Source organism: Extensimonas soli (genome assembly GCF_029211265.1).
GTDB lineage: Bacteria > Pseudomonadota > Gammaproteobacteria > Burkholderiales > Burkholderiaceae_C > Extensimonas > Extensimonas soli.
Genome location: NZ_JARGEL010000013.1, coordinates 426,109 through 444,350, shown reverse-complemented (window position 1 = coordinate 444,350; position 18,242 = coordinate 426,109). Strand labels below are relative to the sequence as shown.

Genomic DNA, 18,242 nt, shown 5'->3' with positions numbered 1-18,242 from the left:
TTCCGGGCTGCATCATAGGGCAGGCAAAAGTCAAATCATGCAGCGGCACCCGGCGCGCGCCGCCGGAACATGAACGAGCCTTCCATGGTCAACGCCATTTCATTGTGCTGATTGAACATCTCCCACTTGGCGCGCGTCAGGCCGATCTCGGGGCGCGAGCCCATGGGGCGCGCCCCGATGATGTGCAGGCGCAGTGAGAGCGTGTCGCCGGGGAACACCGGTTTGAGCCAGCGCAGATTGTCCAGCCCCGGCGAGCCCTGACCCGCAGCCTGGCCCAGAAAGTGATCGACGGTGAGCCGCATCGCCATGCTGCAGGTGTGCCAGCCGCTCGCGCAGAGCTTGCCGAACATCGATTGCGCCGCCGCAGCATCGTCGAGGTGAAAGGGCTGTGGATCGTACTGCTGGGCGAACGCGATGATTTCCGCGCGCGAGGGTGTGACGCTGCCAAGGTCGAGCATCGTGCCCACGGGCAGGTCTTCCCAGTAATACTTGATGGCTCTGGGTGCGGCGGCGGAATCGTTTGCGGGCTGGTTCACGGGCTTTCTCCTGAAAAAAACGGAAAAGAAATAACAAGAGCCTATTTCAGCAGGCTCTAAGCTTGCCATAGCGCCGCGGCAGCGCACAAGCACATGCGCGACGCATCACCCGCCTTTGTTGCGCATCCAGTCGGCCGTATTCATGAAGCTCTCATGCAAACGCGCGCGCAGCGCCTCGGGCACGCCGGTTTCGCGCATGGCCTGGTCCATGCAGGCAACCCACTGGTCGCGCTCTTTGATGCCAATGGCAAAGGGCAGGTGGCGCGCACGCAGGCGCGGATGGCCGAAGCGCTCGGTGTAATACGCCGGGCCGCCAAGCCAGCCGCACAAAAACCAGAACAGCTTTTGCCGCGCGCTGCCCAGGTCGCTGCCATGCACGGCACGCAACTGCGCGTAGGCCGGCTCCAGGTCCATGAGGTCGTAAAAGCGCTCGACCAGCGCGCGCACCTTGTCCTCACCGCCCAGCCATTCGAAGGCCGTCGTGACGTTTTCGGGAATTGTGTTTTCCATAAAAAAAGGCCTCTACTGCTGCTGCAGTCTGCACAGCAAGCTATCAAAATGGGGTGCGGTTTGCGCCCCAGACACCAACCATCACCTACACTTGCCGCGCATGCCGACAGCCCCACGACCACCATCGAACACGACCACCGACCCAGGCGCCTGCCCCTGCTGCGGCCGCCCCAACCAGTGTGCGCAGGCGGCACGAACCGGCACACAAAACTGCTGGTGCATGACGGCAAGCATCGCGCCCGAGGCACTGGCCGCCGTTCCTGCCGCACAGCGCGGGAAGGTCTGCCTGTGCCCCGAGTGTGCGGCAGGCCGTTTTTCTTGACGGCGTCTAATTCCAACTCCAACGCGGGGTGCAACTTATCATAGCCCGCACTTTCCCGGCTTCGGCGCCATCGCCTTGCGCCGCGCCCTTTCTTCGGTTTTGGTTTTTTCCACCCGCCACCCATGTGCCAGCTGCTCGGCATGAATGCCAATACGCCCACCGACCTGAACTTCAGCTTCACCGGCTTCACGCAGCGCGGCGGGCGCACCGACCAGCACGCGGACGGCTGGGGCATCGCATTTTTCGAGGACAAGGGCCTGCGCCACTTCGTGGACCCGCAGCGCGCGGTCGATTCACCGCTGGCCGACTTGCTGCGGCGCTACCCTATTCATAGTTGCAACGTCATTGCCCACATCCGCAAGGCCACGCAGGGCCGGGTGGCGCTGGAAAACTGCCACCCCTTCGTGCGCGAGCTCTGGGGGCGCTACTGGGTGTTCGCGCACAACGGCGACCTGAAAGACTTTCGCCCGCGCCTGCACGCGCACTTTCACCCCGTAGGCAGCACCGACAGCGAGCATGTGTTCTGCTGGATCATGCAGGAGCTCGCCAAGTCGCACGCGGGCGTGCCCAGCGTCGCCGAGCTCACGCTCACCCTGCGCGAACTGGCTGCGCGCGTGGCGCCGCACGGCACCTTCAACTTTCTGCTCTCCAACGGCCAGGCACTGTGGGCGCACGCCTCCACGCAGCTGCACTATCTCGAACGCCGCCACCCCTTCACGCAGGCGCACCTGAGCGACGAAGACCTGAGCGTGGACTTTTCCGCGCACACCCAGCCCAACGACCGCGTGGCCCTCGTCGTCACGGCCCCGCTCACCACCGACGAGACCTGGACACCCATGGCGCCGGGTGAGTTGCGTGTTTTTGTGGATGGTGCAAGCGCATAAGACCCTACTTCGGCAGGGAACAAGCCCCATGCCCAGCCGCGCCGCCGCTTCGTTGACAAACCTCGCCCCCCATCCCATATAAAGAAGACGCTGCAAGGCGATCTCGGCCGCTTGAGGCGCACCGTGCCAAGATTGACGGCCTGGACGCGCCCAGCCCGCTCACCGCAGGCTGCCTTGCAATCCCCTTCCTCAGGAGCTTATGCATGGAGTTCAAAGACTATTACAAGATCCTTGGCGTCGAACCGACGGCCACGGCCGATGAGGTCAAAAAGGCCTACCGCAAGCTGGCGCGCAAGTACCACCCCGACGTGAGCAAGGAGCCCGACGCCGCGCAGCGCATGAGCGAGGTGAACGAGGCCAACACCGTGCTCTGCGACCCCGAAAAGCGCGCGGCCTACGACGCCCTGCGCCAGCAAGCCGCGCAAGGGCCGGGGCACGACTTCCGCCCGCCGCCGAACTGGGACGCGGGCTTCGAATTCTCCGACCTCGGCGGGGGCGACGGCTACGCGGGCGATTTCAGCGACTTCTTCGAGCAGCTCTTTGGCCGCGCAGCTCGCCAGGGGCGCACGGCCCACGGCGCACACGGCGCGCGCCACGGCTTCGGCAGCGCCGCGCAGCGCGGCAGCGACCACCACGCCAAGATCGAGCTCGACCTGCTCGACGCCTACCAGGGCGCCGAGCGCATGCTCTCGCTGCACGGCGGCCGGCTCGACGCCCAGGGCCATCTGGTGCAGGAAGAGCGCACGCTGCAGGTCAAAATCCCCAAGGGCGTGCGTGAAGGCCAGCTCATTCGCGTGCCGGGCCAGGGCGCACCGGGCACAGGCGGCGGAGCGGCGGGCGACCTGTTCCTCGAAGTGCACTTCAAGCCCGACCCGCGCTGGCGCGCCGAAGGCCGCGACGTTTACCAGCAAGTGCCCGTGGCGCCGTGGGAGGCCGAGCTCGGCGCGAGCATCGAAGTCGCCACGCCCTCGGGCACGGTCGAAGTCAAGGTGCCCGCAGGCTCCAGGCCAGGGCGCAAGCTGCGGCTCAAAGGGCGCGGCATCCCGGGTAACCCGCCGGGCGACCTGTACCTGGAGCTGAACGTCGCGCTGCCACCCGCACGCACCGAGGCCGAGCGCGCCGCCTACACAGCCTTCGCCCAAACCTTCCCCCGCTTCAACCCCCGCCAAGGAGCCTGAACATGAGCACGACTTCCCGCCTGCCCACCCATGCCACCGTGTTGCAAGCCCTGTCTGCAGAGCTGCTCGACGATGGCGTCTGGCTGAGCCTCGAAGAGCTCGCGCGCAGCTGCCGCATGGGCCCCGACTGGGTGCTGGAGCGCCTCGAAGCCGGCCTGCTGCCCGCGCACGCGCAGCAAGGCCAATGGCACTTCGCCGGCGCCGCGCTGCTGCGCGCGCGCCGCCTCGCGCAGCTCGAGCGCAGCTTCGACGCCGACCCGCAGCTGGCCGCACTCACCGTGGACTTGATCGAAGAAGTCGCCGACCTGCGCCAGCGCCTGCAGCAGATGCAGGCGCAGATGCAAGCGCTCTTCGAGGCGGTGGACGCTGGCTGAGCGGCACCCTTGCTCGCGCGCCCGCCTACACCGTGCCCGAAAATGCCGGCGGCACGAAAGCCCACGGACTGGCGCCACCGGCCACCGTCGTCTCGCATCCACGGAAACACGCTGCAAACCCATGGACCACGCCACCCTCTCCATCCTGCGCGACCGCCACCCGGCCTGGCGTCTGTTGGGATCAAAGCACGCGCCGCTGGTGGCGTGCTTTTTGCACCGGGTGTTCGTGGCGCCGAACGTGCGGGTGATGAGCGAAGCCGATTTGGCCGAAGCCCTGGAGGACGAGCTGTTCGCCCTGCGCGAGCAGCTGGGGCCGGAGGCGTACCCCAGGGGCGCGCCGGAGTATCTCAACGACTGGGCCGCGCCCGACAAGGGCTGGCTGCGCAAGTTCTACAAGCCGGGCACGGACGAGGCGCAGTTCGACCTGACGCCGGCCACCGAGAAGGCCATCGCCTGGCTGCTGTCATTGACCGAGCGGCCGTTCGTCGGCACCGAATCGCGATTGCTGACGCTGTTCGCGCTGCTGGAGCAGATCAGCGCCGGCACCGAGGCCGACCCTGCCAAGCGGCTCGCCGACCTGCGCAAGAAGCGCGACGCGCTCGACGCCGAGATCGCCCGCGTGCTGGCTGGCGACGTGCCGCTGCTGGACGACACGGCGGTCAAGGACCGCTTTCAGCAGTTCCAGCAACTGGCGCGCGAGCTGCTGGCGGACTTTCGCGAGGTCGAACACAACTTCCGCCGGCTCGACCGCAAGGTGCGCGAGAAGATCGCCCTGTGGGAAGGCGCCAAGGGCGCGCTGCTCGACGAGATCATGGGCGAGCGCGATGCGATCGGGGACTCCGACCAGGGCCGCAGCTTTCGCGCCTTCTGGGACTTTCTCATGTCCAGCCGTCGGCAGGAGGAACTGTCCGAGCGGCTGGATCAGGTGCTGGCGCTGCCTGCCGTGGCTCAGCTTGCGCCCGACCCGCGCACGCGCCGCGTGCACCACGACTGGCTCGAAGCCGGCGAGCACACGCAGCGCACCGTGGCACAGCTGTCGCAGCAGTTGCGCCGCTTTCTGGACGACCGCGCGTTTCTCGAACACCGCCGCATCCTCGATGTGCTGCACGGCATCGAGCGCCACGCCCTTGCGCTGCGCGATGCCGTCCCGGCCGGCGCGGTGATGGAGATAGCCGCCATGGGCGCAGACGTGGAGCTGCCGCTCGAGCGGCCGCTGTTCACGCCGAGCCTGAAACCGCGTCTGGCAGACCTTGCGCTTGAAGCAGGCGCGGACGACATCGACACCGCCCGCCTGTTCGATCAGATCGTGGTGGACAAGGCGCGCCTGCGCGCCACCGTGCGCCACGCGCTGCGCCGCCAGCCGCAGGTCACCCTGCACGAGCTGCTGGACGCCGCGCCGCTGCAGCAGGGCTTGGCCGAACTCGTAGCCTATCTGGAACTCGCGCACGCCGGCGCAGGCAGCGAAGCCCTGGAGGGCCTGCACGCGGTGGTGGACGAGGCCGTAATCGAACCCATCCGCTGGCAGGCCCGCGGCGCGGACGGCGCGCCGGTGCTGCGCCAGGCGCGACTGCCGCGCGTGATCTTTGCGCGCTGAACCATGCCCGAAATCGCCATGCCCCTGTCTGAAACCTGGCCTCCCCCTGACGCTGCGGAAACCGCGCCCGAGACTGTTCCGCCGCTCGTGCCCGAGCTGTCGCAGCTCATGATCCACCTGCTCAAAGGCGTGCTTTACCGCGACGACGACGAGCGCCTGTGGGTCAGCCTTTTGCGCCTTCAGGCGCGGGTGCGCGAGCAGGCCGCCGTGCTGTTGCTCGAGCTGGTACTCGACGAGGCCGAGGGCCACGCCTTTCTCAAAAGCCGCCCCGAGGCAGACGAATCCGACGGCGCGCCGCGTCTGCCGCGCCTGGTCGCGCGCCGACCACTTTCTTACCCCGTGAGCCTGATGCTGGCGCTGCTCAGAAAGCGTCTGGCCGAGTTCGATGCCGACGGCGGCGAGGGCGTGGGCACCCGGCTGGTGCTCTCGCGCGAGGAGATCGCCGAACTGCTGCGCGTGTTCCTGCCCGAGGGCAGCAACGAGGCACGTCTGATCGACCAGGTGGATGCAACCATCGCCAAGGTGGCCGATCTGGGTTTTTTGCGCCGGCTGAAGTCCACCGGCGCGAGCACGTCGCCTGCCGCGCAAAGCCCCGCCCACTACGAGGTGCGGCGCATCCTGAAAGCTTTCGTTGATGCACAGTGGCTGGCCGATTTCGAGGCGCGCCTGGCCGGCTACCGCACGGCGCTGTCAGACGCCAAGGCGCCGGGCGCAGCGCGCGCACCTGCGCGGGAGAATGCCGATGTCTGAGGCACCGACACTTGCCCTGGACTTCGTGGGCGACGACAGCCGCGTGGGCTTTCGGCTGCAACGGCTCGAAGTGCTGAACTGGGGCACCTTCGACCAGCGGGTCTGGCGCCTGGAACTCGACGGGCACAACGGCCTGCTCACCGGCGACATCGGCTCGGGAAAGTCCACGCTGGTCGATGCCATTACCACGCTGCTGGTGCCGCCGCAGCGTGTCGCCTACAACAAGGCCGCAGGTGCCGAGAGCCGCGAACGCTCGCTGCGCTCCTACGTGCTGGGCCACTACAAGAGCGAGCGCAACGAGGTCACCGGCACTGCCCGCCCAGTGGCGCTGCGCGATGCGTCGAGCTATTCGGTGATCCTGGGCGTCTTCCGCAACGAGGGCTACGACCAGGCCGTGACGCTGGCGCAGGTGTTCTGGCTGAAGGACCCGCAGGGCCAGCCCGCGCGCCTGTTCGTGGCGGCCGAGCGGGCACTCTCCATCGCCGACGACTTCAGCGGCTTTGGCAGTGACATTACCGCCCTGCGCAAGAAGCTGCGCGGCGCGGGCTGCGAGCTGTTCGACAGCTTCCCGCCCTACGGCGCCTGGTTTCGCCGGCGCTTTGGCATCGAGCACGAGCAGGCGCTGGAGCTGTTCCACCAGACCGTCTCTATGAAGTCGGTAGGCAACCTCACCGACTTCGTGCGCAGCCACATGCTGGAGCCCTTCGACTCGGGGCAACGCATCGAGGCGCTGATCCGCCACTTCGACGACCTCGACCGCGCGCATCAGGCCGTGCTCAAGGCCAAGCGGCAGGTCGAGCTGCTCACGCCACTGGTGGAGGACGGCCGCCGCCATCAGGCGCTGGTCACCGAGATCCAAGGCTGGCGTGAGGCGCGCGACCAGCTTCGGCCGTACTTCGCCCGGCTCAAGGGTGAGCTGCTGGACCGCCGCCTCGGCCTGCTGGCGCAGGATGCCGCCCGGCTCGACGCGCAGATCGAGCATCTGGACGCGCAGCGCGAAAGTGAACGGCTGGAAGTCGCCCGCCTGGAGCGGGCCCTGCGCGACAACGGCGGCGACCGCCTGGAGCAGCTGGCGGCAGAGATTCGCCGTCTGGAACAGGACAAGGAACAGCGCCAGAAAAAGTCGGACCGATTCCAGGCACTGCTGGCGCGCATCGACGAGGCGGCGCCGGCCGATGAGGCCGGCTTTCTCGCCGTGCAGCAGAGCATTGCCCAGCGTGCCGAGGATTTGCGCGAGCGCATCGCCGACCTCGACAACCGCACGAGCGAGGAGGACTTCGCCTTCCGCAAGGGCCGCGAAGAGCACGCCGCCTTGTCCGACGAGATCGACAGTCTCGAGCGGCGCAAGAGCAATATCGACGCCGCCCAGGTGCGCATCCGCGACGCGCTGTGTGCGGCCCTCTCGATCGGTGAGGATGAACTGCCGTTCGCCGGCGAGCTGATCCAGGTGCGCGATGACGAGCGCGACTGGGAAGGCGCCGCCGAGCGGTTGCTGCGCGGCTTCGGTCTGTCGCTGCTGGTGCCGGATGCGCACTACCGGGCCGTGGCCGACTGGGTGGACCGCCAGCACCTGGGCGCGCGGCTGGTGTACTTCCATGTGCGGCCGCGAAAGGCGGCCCAGGGTGCGGCCCTGCATCCGCAGTCGCTGGTGCGCAAACTCGTCATCAAGCCGGATTCGCCGCACTACGAGTGGCTGGAGCAGGAGCTGCGCCAGCGCTTCGACGTGGCCTGCTGTGAGACGGGCGAGCAGTTTCGTCGCGAGGCGCGCGCCATCACGCGCGCCGGTCAGATCAAGGACCCGAGCGGACGCCACGAGAAGGACGACCGCAGCCGCATCGACGACAAGAGCCGCTACGTGCTCGGCTGGAGCAACTCCGACAAGCTGCGCGCCTTGCGCGACCAGCGAGAGCGGCTCGAACACAAGCTGGCCGCGCTCGGGCAGCGTATCGGCGAGATCGGCCAAGCGCGCGCGGAACTGCAGGGTCGGCTGGAGACGCTCGCGCGGCTGGAGGAGTTCACCCGCTTTGCCGACATCGACTGGATGGGCCTGGCCCGCCAAATCGCCGCACTCGCCGAGGAGCGCGCGCGGCTCGAGGCCGCATCCGACACTTTGCAAGAACTCACCCGTCAGCTCGAGGCGGCGCACGGGCGACTCGCGGAGGTGGAACGCCAGCGCGACGCCGTCCGCGACCGGCGCGCCGCGGTCGCCACCAGGCAAGAAGCGGCGCAAACGGCGCGCGATCAGGCCCGCACCGTTTGGGCCGACGCGCCGCTGACCGCGGCGCAGATCGAGCGTCTGGACGGCTGGCGTGCGCAGGCGCTGGGCGAGCATCAACTCACGGTCGAATCCTGCGACAACCGCGAGCAGGAGGTGCGCAAATGGCTGCAGGAGCGCATCGACGCGGAGGACAAGCGCCTGGCGCGCCTTGCCGAGCGCATCGTCAATGCCATGCGCGGCTTCAAGGAGGCGTTCAAGGCCGAGACGGTCGAGATGGACGTGAGCCTAGCGGCGCTGCCAGAGTACGAGCGCATGCTCGCCGGCCTGAAGGGCGACGACCTGCCGCGCTTCGAGGCGCGCTTCAAAGAGCTGCTCAACGTCAACACCATCAACGAGATCGCCAACTTCAACGCCCAGCTGGCGCGCGAGCGGGAGACCATCAAGGAGCGCGTCGAGCGCATCAACCAGTCGCTCGCCGCCATCGACTACAACCCCGGACGTTTCATCAAGCTCATCGCGCAGCCCAGCCCGGACGCCGAAGTGCGCGACTTTCAGCAGGACTTGCGGGCCTGCACAGAGGGCACGCTCAGCGGCTCGGCCGACGAGCAGTATTCGGAGGCCAAATTCCTGCAGGTCAAGGCCATCATCGATCGCTTCCGGGGCCGGGAAGGGCTTGCGGACGCCGACCGGCGCTGGACAGCCAAGGTCACCGACGTGCGCAACTGGTTTTTGTTTTCGGCCAGCGAGCGCTGGCGCGCCGACGGCGCCGAGTACGAGCACTACACCGACTCGGGCGGCAAGTCGGGTGGGCAGAAAGAAAAACTCGCCTACACCGTGCTGGCCGCGAGCCTGGCCTACCAGTTCGGGCTGGAATGGGGCGCGGTGCGTTCGCGCAGTTTCCGCTTCGTGGTGATCGACGAGGCCTTCGGGCGCGGCTCGGACGAGTCCGCGCAGTACGGGCTGCGCCTGTTCCAGCAGCTCAACCTGCAGCTGCTGATCGTCACGCCGCTGCAGAAGATCCACATCATCGAGCCCTACGTGGCCAGCGTCGGCTTCGTCCACAACGAGGGCGGGCGCGACTCGCGCCTGCGCTGCCTGACGATCGAGGAATACCGCGCTCAGAAGACGAGCGCCGAAGCCGCGCCCGCGCCGCGCGCGGCCGTGCCATGAGCTGGAGCACGCCCGCCGAGCTGCGCGCGCAGCTCGAGCGGCTGTGGCAGCGCGGCGACCTGCTGCGCGCTGCGGTGGCAGACGGCATTGCCTGGCCGCTGCGCCTGGCGCTGAAAGCCCCCGGTGCCGCCGATCTGACCGAGCGCTTCGAGGCCGTGCGCGCGTGGCTGCGCGCCCTGGCCGACACGCCGCACGTGCGCATCGAGTGGCGCGAGGTCAAACACCGGGTACAAGGCGCACAGCGCCTGCCGGCCGCCGTGTGGATAGACACGCTGGACGACGCCCTGGCCCTGATCGGCAAGGCGCGCCAAGCCCAGCGCTTTCAGGCACTGTGGCAGCACACGGCGCGCGTACAGCCCCCGCTGCTGCCTTGGCTGTCCCGCCGCCCGCTGCAGGCGCTGGAGCTGGCCGACCGCTGGGAGCACCTGCTGGCCGTGGTCGCATGGCTCGAGTCGAACCCGCGCCCCGGCGTGTATCTGCGCCAGGTCGATGCACCGGGCGTGGACAGCAAATTCATCGAAGCGCACCGCAGCGTGCTCGCCGAACTGCTCGATCTTGCCCTGCCGCCTGCGGCCATCGACGCGCGCGCCATCGGCGTCGCCGGCTTTGCGCGCCGCTTCGGCTTTCTGGACAAACCCGCGCGCATTCGCTTTCGCCTGCTCGATCCGGCGCTGCCAAGCCTGCCCGGTCTTGGCGAAGCCGACCCTCTGCCCGACATCACGCTCGACGCGGTGAACTTTGCCCGCCTCGCCCTCTCGGTGGAGCACGTGTTCATCACCGAAAATGAAACCAACTTTCTCGCCTTTCCGCGGGCACCCCGCGCCCTCGTGGTGTTCGGTGCCGGTTACGGCTGGGAGGCGCTCGCGCAGGCCACCTGGTTGCACGGCTGCCGGCTGCACTACTGGGGCGACATAGACACGCACGGCTTTGCCATCCTCGACCAGTTGCGCGCCCACTTCCCGCAGGTGGGCTCGTTCCTGATGGACAGGCAAACGCTGCTTGCGCACCGTGCGCACTGGGGCGAAGAAACCGACCCCATCCACCACGACCTCACACGCCTCACCGCCGAGGAAGCTGCCGTGTACGAGGACCTGCGCGGCGACCGCCTGCAAACCCGGCTGCGGCTCGAGCAGGAGCGGGTGGGCTTTGGTGCCGTACAAAAAGCGTTGGACGCGCTTTTGCAGCGGTGCGGTTGAGCCCGAGCCTGAACCCAGGCCCACCGGGCTGCTCCCTGTGCCCCCGATCACTGCGCCATTTCGCGGGGCGCTCTCCACGGTATCCTCAAGCCGTGAACTACGCACAGCTGCTTTTCCCCGACTTTTCGCTGATTCTGTTCGGCTACCTGCTGTGCCGCTTCACGGCGCTCGACCGCTCCATCTGGCAGCCCGTGGAGAGCCTGGTGTGTATTACCTGCTCTTTCCGGTGCTGCTGTTTCACTCCATCCTCAAAAGCCCGATCGAGCTGCACGCCACCGCCAACCTGCTCGCGGCGGGGGTGCTTTCGGGGCTCGCGGGCATCGCGCTGGCCTACAGCCTGCCGCACTGGCCCTGGCTCGGGCGCCATATCCCCCGGCGCGACCACGCGGCGAGCGCGCAGGTGGCGTTTCGCTTCAACTCCTTCATCGGCCTGGCCCTGGCCGAGCGCCTGGCCGGAACGCAAGGGGTGCTGTTGATCGCCGTGCTGATCGGCGTGTGCGTGCCGATTTTCAACGTGGCCGCGGTTTGGCCCATGGCGCGGCATGGCGAGCGCGGCTTCGTGCGCGAACTGCTGCGCAACCCGCTGATCATCGCCACCGTCACCGGGCTCACGGCCAATCTGCTCGGCTTGCGCATTCCCACCTGGCTGGAGCCCGCCGTCGGCCGCGTCGGCGCGGCCTCGCTTGCGCTCGGGCTGATGTCGGCGGGCGCGGGCATGCAGCTGGGCCTGTTGCACCGCGGCAAGCTGCTCGCTGCCGGGGTGCTGGGCATACGCCACCTGCTGCAGCCGCTGATAGCCAGCGTGCTTGCGCGCCTGTGGGGGCTGGACGCGCTGCAAACCACGATACTGCTCGCCTTCACGGCCCTGCCCACAGCCTCCACCTGCTACGTGCTGGCCGCGCGCATGGGCTACAACGGGGCTTACGTGGCCGGACTGGTGACGCTGTCCACCCTGCTCGGCACGCTGAGCCTGCCGTTTGCGCTCGGCGTGCTGCGCGGGGCTTGACTTTGGATTCAGCTCTCAACCGCCCTGCGCGAGCGCCCAGACCACGTGTTCGCGCACCAGCGGGCTTGCGTGGCCAGAGCGTGCCTGCAGCGCCGCGCGCATCGCGGCCTGTTCCTCACCCGGCAATGCGTCTGTGCGGCTGCGCAGCGCATTGCCCAGCGCCACCGCGATGTTGCGCAGCCAGCGCTCGTGCCCGATGCGGCGGATCGGTGAGCCTTCGGTACGGCGCAAAAACGTGGCTTCGTCCCAGGCGAAGAGCGACACCAGCCGCTGCCCCGTGAGCTCGGCGCGCGCGTCGAAGTCTGGCAGGTTGCTGCGCCGGGCAAACTTGTTCCAGGGGCAGACAAGCTGGCAATCGTCGCAGCCGTAAATGCGGTTGCCCAGCAACGGGCGCAGTTCGATCGGGATCGCGCCCGGGTGTTCTATGGTCAGGTAGGAAATGCAGCGCCGTGCGTCCAGCCGGTAGGGCGCGACGATCGCCCCCGTGGGGCAGGCGCTCAGACAGGCGCTACAACTTCCGCAGTGCTCAGGCACGGGCTGTGTGGGTTCAAGCGCCAGATCGGTATAAATCTCGCCGAGGAAAAACATCGAACCCGCGGCGCGGTCGATCACAAGTGTGTGCTTGCCGCGCCAGCCCAGGCCACTGCGCTCGGCCAGCGCGGCCTCGAGCACCGGCGCCGAATCGGTGAACACGCGGTGGCCAAACGGCCCTACGGCCGCGGCGATGCGGTCACAGAGCTTTTGCAGGCGCGCGCGCAGCACCTTGTGGTAGTCGCGCCCACGCGCATAGAGCGAGACCACGCCCTCCTGCGGCCGTGCCAGGCGCGCCCATTCGACGGTGCGCCAGTCCTGATCGCCCTCAGCGCCATCCTTTCCCTCATTGCCCTGCACAGACAACCCGCCTGCTTCCGCGCGCGGCAGATAATCCATGCGCGCCGTAATCACGCTCACCGTGCCCGGCACCAGCTCGGCCGGGCGGGCACGCTTCAAGCCATGCGCCGCCATATAGTCCATCGTGCCGTGGAACCCTTGCGCGAGCCATTGCACTAACCCGGACTCGGACGCGGACAAATCGACGCCCGCCACGCCGATTTGGGAAAATCCCAGCTCGCGGCCCCACGTCTGGATTCGAGGAACGATTTGACTGTCACACCCCATACCGAGCGGATTGTAGAAAGCACGGCAGGCGCTGCAGCGCACAGCGGCGCCCTCGCCTGCCTCTGGCGCACCGAGGACGACACCGCCGCCTTCGCGCAGCAGCTTGCGGCGCAGTTGCAGGCGCTGCCGCCCGACGCCAGCGTCTTCATCACGCTGCATGGCGAACTCGGCGCAGGCAAGACCACGCTGGTGCGCCATCTGCTGCGCGCACTGGGCGTGCAGGGGCGTATCAAAAGCCCGACCTACGCCGTGGTCGAGCCTTACGAATTGCCGGGTCTGCCGGTGTGGCACTTCGATTTTTACCGCTTCAGCGACCCGCGCGAGTGGGAAGACGCCGGCTTTCGCGACATCTTCGCAGCCCCCGGCCTCAAGCTCGCAGAATGGCCAGAAAAGGCTGCAGCGCTTATTCCTTCTGCGGATATAGCTATCCATATAGAAGCAATCGACGACACCAGCAGGCGCGCCACGCTGCAGGCCGCAAGCGCTATCGGGCAGCACCTGCTGCAAGACCTGTGTGCATCGCCATGAAGTCTTCACACCCTTCGCCCCCTTCGCATCGGTCGCCCTCTTCCACGCCGCCATTCCCGCGGCGCACGCTGCTGCAGGCTGGCAGCCTGGTGCTGCTGCTGGGCGTGCAGCAGATCGCGCGCGGCGCCACCATCGTGGCCGTGCGCGTCTGGCCCGCGCCCGAGTATTCGCGCGTCACCATCGAATCCGACGCGCCGCTCGTCACGCGGCAGACCTTCGTCACCGCACCGCCGCGCCTCGCGGTGGACATCGAAGGCATAGACCTGAACCCGGCGCTGCGCGAGCTCGTGGCCAAGGTCAAGGCCGACGACCCGAACATCGCCGGCATCCGCGTGGGCCAGTACGCGCCCAACGTGGTGCGCCTGGTCATAGACCTCAAACAAGAAGCCCAGCCGCAGGTCTTCACGCTCCCCCCCGTGGCCGCGTACCAGCACCGGCTGGTGCTCGACCTGTACCCGGCGCGGCCCGTCGACCCGCTCGAAGCCTTGATTGCCGAGCGCCTGCGCGATGCACCGGCCGCCCCCCAAAGACAGGGGCAGACCGCCGCCGCGGCAGCCAAACCTGCCACACCGTCGACCGCATCCGCTGGTCAGCCGTCTGCCCCACCCTCAGCGCCACTGCAACCCGCCACCCCCGCCAGCGCAGCGCGCCCCCCGGTTGCCATGACGGCGCAAGCCGCATCGGACCCGCTGGGCCAGCTCATCACCGAGCGCACGACCCGCCCCGCCTCAGCGCCCGCCGCGACGCCCGCACCCGCAGCGCCGCCTGTCACTGTGGCGGTAGCGCCTGCAACCGCTGCGGCCCAGCCCACTGCACCCACGGCCACATCCGCAGCCCCCACCCCGTCCACCCCCACGCGCAGCAGCACCGGTGCGACGGCGCGCCAGACCGACCGCATCATCATCGTCGCGCTGGACCCGGGCCACGGCGGCGAAGACCCCGGCGCCAGCGGCCCCGCGGGCACGCACGAGAAGGACGTGGTGCTGCGCATCGCCTTCTTGCTGCGCGACCGCATCAACGCCACGAGCGTGAACGGCAACCCCATGCGCGCCTTTCTCACGCGCGACGCGGACTTTTTCGTGCCGCTGGGCACGCGCGTGGAAAAGGCGCGGCGTGTGCAGGCCGACCTATTCATGAGCATCCACGCCGACGCCTTCACCACGCCAGCCGCGCGCGGCGCGAGCGTGTTCGCCCTGAGCCAGAGCGGCGCCTCGAGCACCGCCGCGCGCTGGCTGGCGAACAAAGAGAACCAGGCCGACCTGGTCGGCGGCCTGAATGTGCGTGCACGAGACCAGCATGTGCAACGCGCCCTGCTCGACATGAGCACCACGGCGCAGATCAACGACAGCCTCAAGCTCGGCAGCGCGCTGCTGGGCGAAATCAGCAACGTGGGCCAGCTGCACAAGCCGCGCGTGGAACAAGCCGGCTTTGCCGTGCTCAAGGCGCCCGACATTCCCAGCGTGCTCGTCGAAACCGCCTTCATCAGCAACCCCGACGAAGAGGCGCGCCTGCGCAGCCGCGAATACCAGGAGCGCCTGGCCGACGCGCTGATGCGCGGCATCCAGCGCTACTTCGCCAAAAACCCGCCGCTCGCGCGCAGCCGCTCGGTCTGAATGGTGAAGCTCTCGCCAGGGCAACTGCCCCGCCGCCACTCTCTCCGCCAACCATGGCTTCATGTCATCCCTACGTCACGAAAACACGATGCAATGGGTTTTTAACATGTGATTACATTCGCCATGTTCCTGCGCAAAACCGAGAAAGCACGGCTGGAGCTCTCCCCGGGCGTGCGCACCCTGAGTCTGCGAGAGCGCTCCTTGCTGCTGCTGGCCGAAGGCAAGCGTGCCGCCGAGTTGCACGCCTTGCACAATGGCATGGGCGCCGAGCTGCTGGACAAGCTCATCGCCGAAGGCTATCTGATCGCCGAAAAGATCGCCGAAGCCGTCGAAGCCGTCGAAGCCCAACTACAGCCGGCCCTCTCCGTGCCGCAGTCCACGGCCAAGCCGGCAAGTTCGGCGCAGGCACTGCGCTCGCTGCCGGCGGCGCGCATGTACCTGTTCGACATGTGCGAACGCATGTTTGCGCGGCGCGACCCGGCATTGGCCGACACCTTCCGCGAGGCCCTGCGCAACGCGCGCGACGTCGAAAGCATGCTCCACGTGGGCGCCGCCTTGATCGAAGAAGTGGTGCAGATGGCCGGCCATGAACGCGCGCAAACGATACGTGAACGCCTCAAAGAGCTACTGCCCGAGGAACACGCCGCCCCCTTGGGCACTTGACGCCCGTTCACTCCACCGCGCGGCGCAAGGTCTCCATCACCGGGCGGCGCAGCACCTCACGCAAGCTCCACCAGCCCGCCGCCAGCGCGAGCAGCGCACCGGCCAAGGCGCCCGCCAGCGGCACCCAGACGGGCGCCGTCCAGGCAAAGTCGAACACGTAGTGCGCAAGCGCCCAACCCACGGCGAGCGCCGCCACGCTCGCCAGCAGCCCGGCGAGCAGCCCCACCCCGAGCAGCTCAGCGCGCTGCACCGCACGCAGCAGGCGCGCGCTCGCCCCCAGCGCGCGCAAGATGGCGAATTCGCGCGCCCGTTCCTCGCGCGTGGCCGAGACTGCGGCAAACAGCACCACGAGCCCGGCTGCGAGCGTGAAAACGAACAAAAACTCCACCGCGGCGATCACCTGGTCGAGCACACGCTGCACCTGGCCTAGCGTCTGGCTCAGGTCCACGGCGGTGATGTTCGGAAACTCGCGCACGAGCGCGTTGTCCAAGCCCGCCAGCGCTGGCGCGCGAAAAGCGGCCAGATAGGTCGCGGCCACGCCTTCCAGCTGATCGAGCGGGTAGAGCACGAAAAAATTCGCGCGCATCGAACTCCAATCGACCTTGCGCACGCTCGTGATGCGCGCCTCATTCTGCACGCCGGCCATGTCGAAGCGCAGCCGGTCGCCCAACTGCAGCCCCAGGGTCTTGGCGAGTCCTTCCTCCACGCTGATCGCGCCCGCCTCCTGCGCCACCCAGCGGCCCGCGACCAAGACGTTGTGCGCGGGCAAGCGGCTCGTGTACGAGAGGTTGAACTCGCGCTCGACGAGCTGCCTGGCGCGGTCTTCGGTGAAGCTGTCCGAGCCCACGGGCTGGCCGTTGATGGCCACGAGCCGCCCGCGCACCATGGGGTACCAGTCGTACTGGCGCACGCCGGCCGCATGCAGCCGCGCGCGAAACGCCTGCGCCTGCTCGGGCAGGATGTTGATCACGAAGCGGTTGGGCGCATCGGGCGGCGTGGCCTGACGCCAGCTGCTGATGAGGTCGGTGCGCAACAACACCAGCAGCACCAGCGCCAGCAGCCCCACCGCCAAACTGCTGATTTGCACCACCGTATAAGCGGGGCGCGCCGCGAGCTGGCGCACGGCCAAAATCCACCAGCGCGGCGCTGTGGCCGTGCGCACCCACGCGCGCAAAAGCCGCACCGCCCCCCAGCCCAGCACGGCAAACAGCAACACCGCGCCGGCAAAACCGCCCACGGCGATCAGCCCGAGCTTCAGGTCGCGCCCCACGGCCAGCAGCAGCGCGGCAAAGCCCAGCGTGCCCACGCCCAGCACACCCAGCGACGCCGGCCTCAAGCCCCCCACGTCGCGCCGCAGCACGCGCAGCGGCGGCACCTGCGCCAGTTGCAGCACCGGCGGCAGCCCGAAAGCCAGCAGCAGCGTGAGCCCCATGCCCAGCCCAAACGCCACGGGCCACCAGCTCGGCGCGGGCAGGCCCGATTCCACCAGTCCCGCGAGCAACTGCACAAAACCCAGGTGCACCGCGTAACCGAGCGCCACGCCCAGGCCGCTCGCAAACAGGCCCAGCAGCGCAAATTCCATGCAATAAGCGCCCGCGATGCTGCGCTGGCTCCGGCCGAGCACGCGCAGCAGCGCCGCCGTGTCCAGGTGCGCAGCGGCAAAACTGCGCGCCGCCAGCGCCACCGCCACGGCCGAGAGCAAGGCCGCGAGCAGCGCCACGAGGTTGAGGAACTTGTCCGCGCGCTCAAGCGTCTGGCGCATCTCGGGGCGGCCCGTCTCCAGCGTCTCCAGACGCACGCCGCGCACACCGGGCTGCTTCAGCGCGGCCTCGGCCCAGCGCACGAAGTTGCGCACCGCAGCGGGCGGCCCGGCCACGGCAAAGCGGTACGTGAGGCGGCTCGCGGGCTGCACCAGGCCCGTCGCGGGAAGATCGGCCGCCGCGATCATGGCGCGCGGCGCGAAGTTGATGAAACCGGCCCCGCGGTCGGGCTCGAAGGCGATGGTGTGCGTGATGCGAAAGCGCGCATCGCCCAGCAGCAGCGCGTCCCCAAGGCGCAGCCCGAGTGCTTCGAGCAGCGCCGCATCCACCCACACCGTGCCGCGCGCGGGAATTTCGCGCGTGCTGCGCTCCGGCCCACCCTCTTGCGCCACCACGCGCAGGCTGCCGCGCAGCGGGTAGCCAGGCTCCACGCTCTTGAGCGCCACGAGCTTGCTCGCCCCGCCCTGCGCATCGTCGGCGCGCGCCATGGTGGCAAAGCTGATGCTGGTGACCGAGCGCAAACCCAGCGCCCGCGCGCGCTCGGCGAACGCGGCAGGCGTAGGGTTGTCGCTCACCACCACGGCGTCGCCGCCGAGCAGCTGCAAGGCATCGCGCTGCAGGCCGCGCTGCAGCCGGTCCGAAAAAAAGCCCACGGCACAAAGCGCCGCCACGGCCAGCGTCACGGCCACCACCAACAGCCGCAGCGAACCCGCACGCATATCGCGCCACAAGGTGCGCCAGCCCAAACGCAGAAAAGACCAGTCCATGGCGCGCAACGATAG

At 68.4% G+C, this 18,242-nt stretch carries 15 protein-coding genes and 1 pseudogene; 12 read left to right on the top strand and 4 right to left on the bottom strand.

The genetic code is table 11. The annotated features are described in order from the left end of the window. Positions 1 to 35 precede the first annotated feature (35 nt). Together PYV55_RS06175 and PYV55_RS06170 are read right to left on the bottom strand one after the other, a co-directional pair. Positions 36 to 536 (bottom strand): MaoC family dehydratase, encoded by a 501-nt coding sequence (locus PYV55_RS06175; RefSeq protein WP_407066773.1) that lies wholly within the window; start codon positions 534 to 536, stop codon positions 36 to 38. A 105-nt stretch (positions 537 to 641) separates the two neighbouring features. Beyond that, positions 642 to 1,046, bottom strand: a complete 405-nt coding sequence (locus tag PYV55_RS06170) for a group II truncated hemoglobin (protein ID WP_275849798.1) — start codon at positions 1,044 to 1,046, stop codon at positions 642 to 644. A 100-nt stretch (positions 1,047 to 1,146) separates the two neighbouring features. On the opposite strand from PYV55_RS06170, the gene PYV55_RS06165 reads away from it, so the two are divergent. The 9 genes and pseudogenes from PYV55_RS06165 to PYV55_RS06125 all read left to right on the top strand — a co-directional run bounded on the left by PYV55_RS06165 (position 1,147) and on the right by PYV55_RS06125 (position 11,738). Then, positions 1,147 to 1,368, top strand: coding sequence for a cysteine-rich CWC family protein (locus PYV55_RS06165; protein ID WP_275849797.1), 222 nt, complete (start codon positions 1,147 to 1,149; stop codon positions 1,366 to 1,368). Positions 1,369 to 1,490: 122 nt separating this feature from the next. Continuing rightward, positions 1,491 to 2,252: a class II glutamine amidotransferase gene (locus PYV55_RS06160; RefSeq protein ID WP_275849796.1), complete on the top strand. Its 762-nt coding sequence runs from the start codon at positions 1,491 to 1,493 to the stop codon at positions 2,250 to 2,252. Between the two features lie 203 nt (positions 2,253 to 2,455). Further along, a complete protein-coding gene (locus tag PYV55_RS06155) occupies positions 2,456 to 3,430 on the top strand; it encodes a DnaJ C-terminal domain-containing protein (RefSeq protein ID WP_275849795.1) in 975 nt (324 codons plus the stop codon). 2 nt (positions 3,431 to 3,432) lie between these two features. Next, entirely contained in the window at positions 3,433 to 3,804 is a 372-nt protein-coding gene (locus PYV55_RS06150) for a chaperone modulator CbpM (RefSeq protein WP_275849794.1), read from the top strand. 121 nt (positions 3,805 to 3,925) lie between these two features. After that, entirely contained in the window at positions 3,926 to 5,398 is a 1,473-nt protein-coding gene (locus PYV55_RS06145) for a DUF3375 domain-containing protein (RefSeq protein ID WP_275849793.1), read from the top strand. Positions 5,399 to 5,416: 18 nt separating this feature from the next. Next, positions 5,417 to 6,148: a DUF4194 domain-containing protein gene (locus tag PYV55_RS06140; protein WP_407066777.1), complete on the top strand. Its 732-nt coding sequence runs from the start codon at positions 5,417 to 5,419 to the stop codon at positions 6,146 to 6,148. Further along, the gene (locus tag PYV55_RS06135) at positions 6,141 to 9,536 is read left to right on the top strand and encodes an ATP-binding protein (protein ID WP_275849792.1); all 3,396 of its coding nucleotides are present in this window, start codon (positions 6,141 to 6,143) and stop codon (positions 9,534 to 9,536) included. The genes PYV55_RS06140 and PYV55_RS06135 overlap by 8 nt, the downstream gene beginning before the upstream one ends. Beyond that, positions 9,533 to 10,732: a DUF3322 domain-containing protein gene (locus PYV55_RS06130; RefSeq protein WP_275849791.1), complete on the top strand. Its 1,200-nt coding sequence runs from the start codon at positions 9,533 to 9,535 to the stop codon at positions 10,730 to 10,732. The genes PYV55_RS06135 and PYV55_RS06130 overlap by 4 nt, the downstream gene beginning before the upstream one ends. A 92-nt stretch (positions 10,733 to 10,824) precedes the next feature. Beyond that, positions 10,825 to 11,738, top strand: a pseudogene (locus PYV55_RS06125) (AEC family transporter). A 15-nt stretch (positions 11,739 to 11,753) separates the two neighbouring features. Here PYV55_RS06125 and queG read toward each other — a convergent pair. Further along, complete coding sequence (gene queG, locus PYV55_RS06120; protein ID WP_275849790.1) at positions 11,754 to 12,896, bottom strand: tRNA epoxyqueuosine(34) reductase QueG; 1,143 nt, start codon at positions 12,894 to 12,896, stop codon at positions 11,754 to 11,756. Here queG and tsaE point away from each other — a divergent pair. The 3 genes from tsaE (at position 12,879) to PYV55_RS06105 (ending at position 15,700) form a co-directional block, all read left to right on the top strand. Then, on the top strand, positions 12,879 to 13,424 hold the full coding sequence (gene tsaE / locus PYV55_RS06115; RefSeq protein WP_407066772.1) for a tRNA (adenosine(37)-N6)-threonylcarbamoyltransferase complex ATPase subunit type 1 TsaE: 546 nt from the start codon (positions 12,879 to 12,881) through the stop codon (positions 13,422 to 13,424). The two genes, queG and tsaE, sit on opposite strands and share 18 nt — an antisense overlap. Further along, the gene (locus PYV55_RS06110) at positions 13,421 to 15,037 is read left to right on the top strand and encodes an N-acetylmuramoyl-L-alanine amidase (protein ID WP_275849789.1); all 1,617 of its coding nucleotides are present in this window, start codon (positions 13,421 to 13,423) and stop codon (positions 15,035 to 15,037) included. The genes tsaE and PYV55_RS06110 overlap by 4 nt, the downstream gene beginning before the upstream one ends. Before the next feature lie 123 nt (positions 15,038 to 15,160). Continuing rightward, positions 15,161 to 15,700, top strand: a complete 540-nt coding sequence (locus tag PYV55_RS06105; protein WP_275849788.1) for a hypothetical protein — start codon at positions 15,161 to 15,163, stop codon at positions 15,698 to 15,700. Positions 15,701 to 15,707: 7 nt separating this feature from the next. On the opposite strand, the gene PYV55_RS06100 is transcribed toward PYV55_RS06105, so the two are convergent. Further along, complete coding sequence (locus PYV55_RS06100; protein WP_275849787.1) at positions 15,708 to 18,227, bottom strand: ABC transporter permease; 2,520 nt, start codon at positions 18,225 to 18,227, stop codon at positions 15,708 to 15,710. Between the last annotated feature and the right edge of the window lie 15 nt (positions 18,228 to 18,242).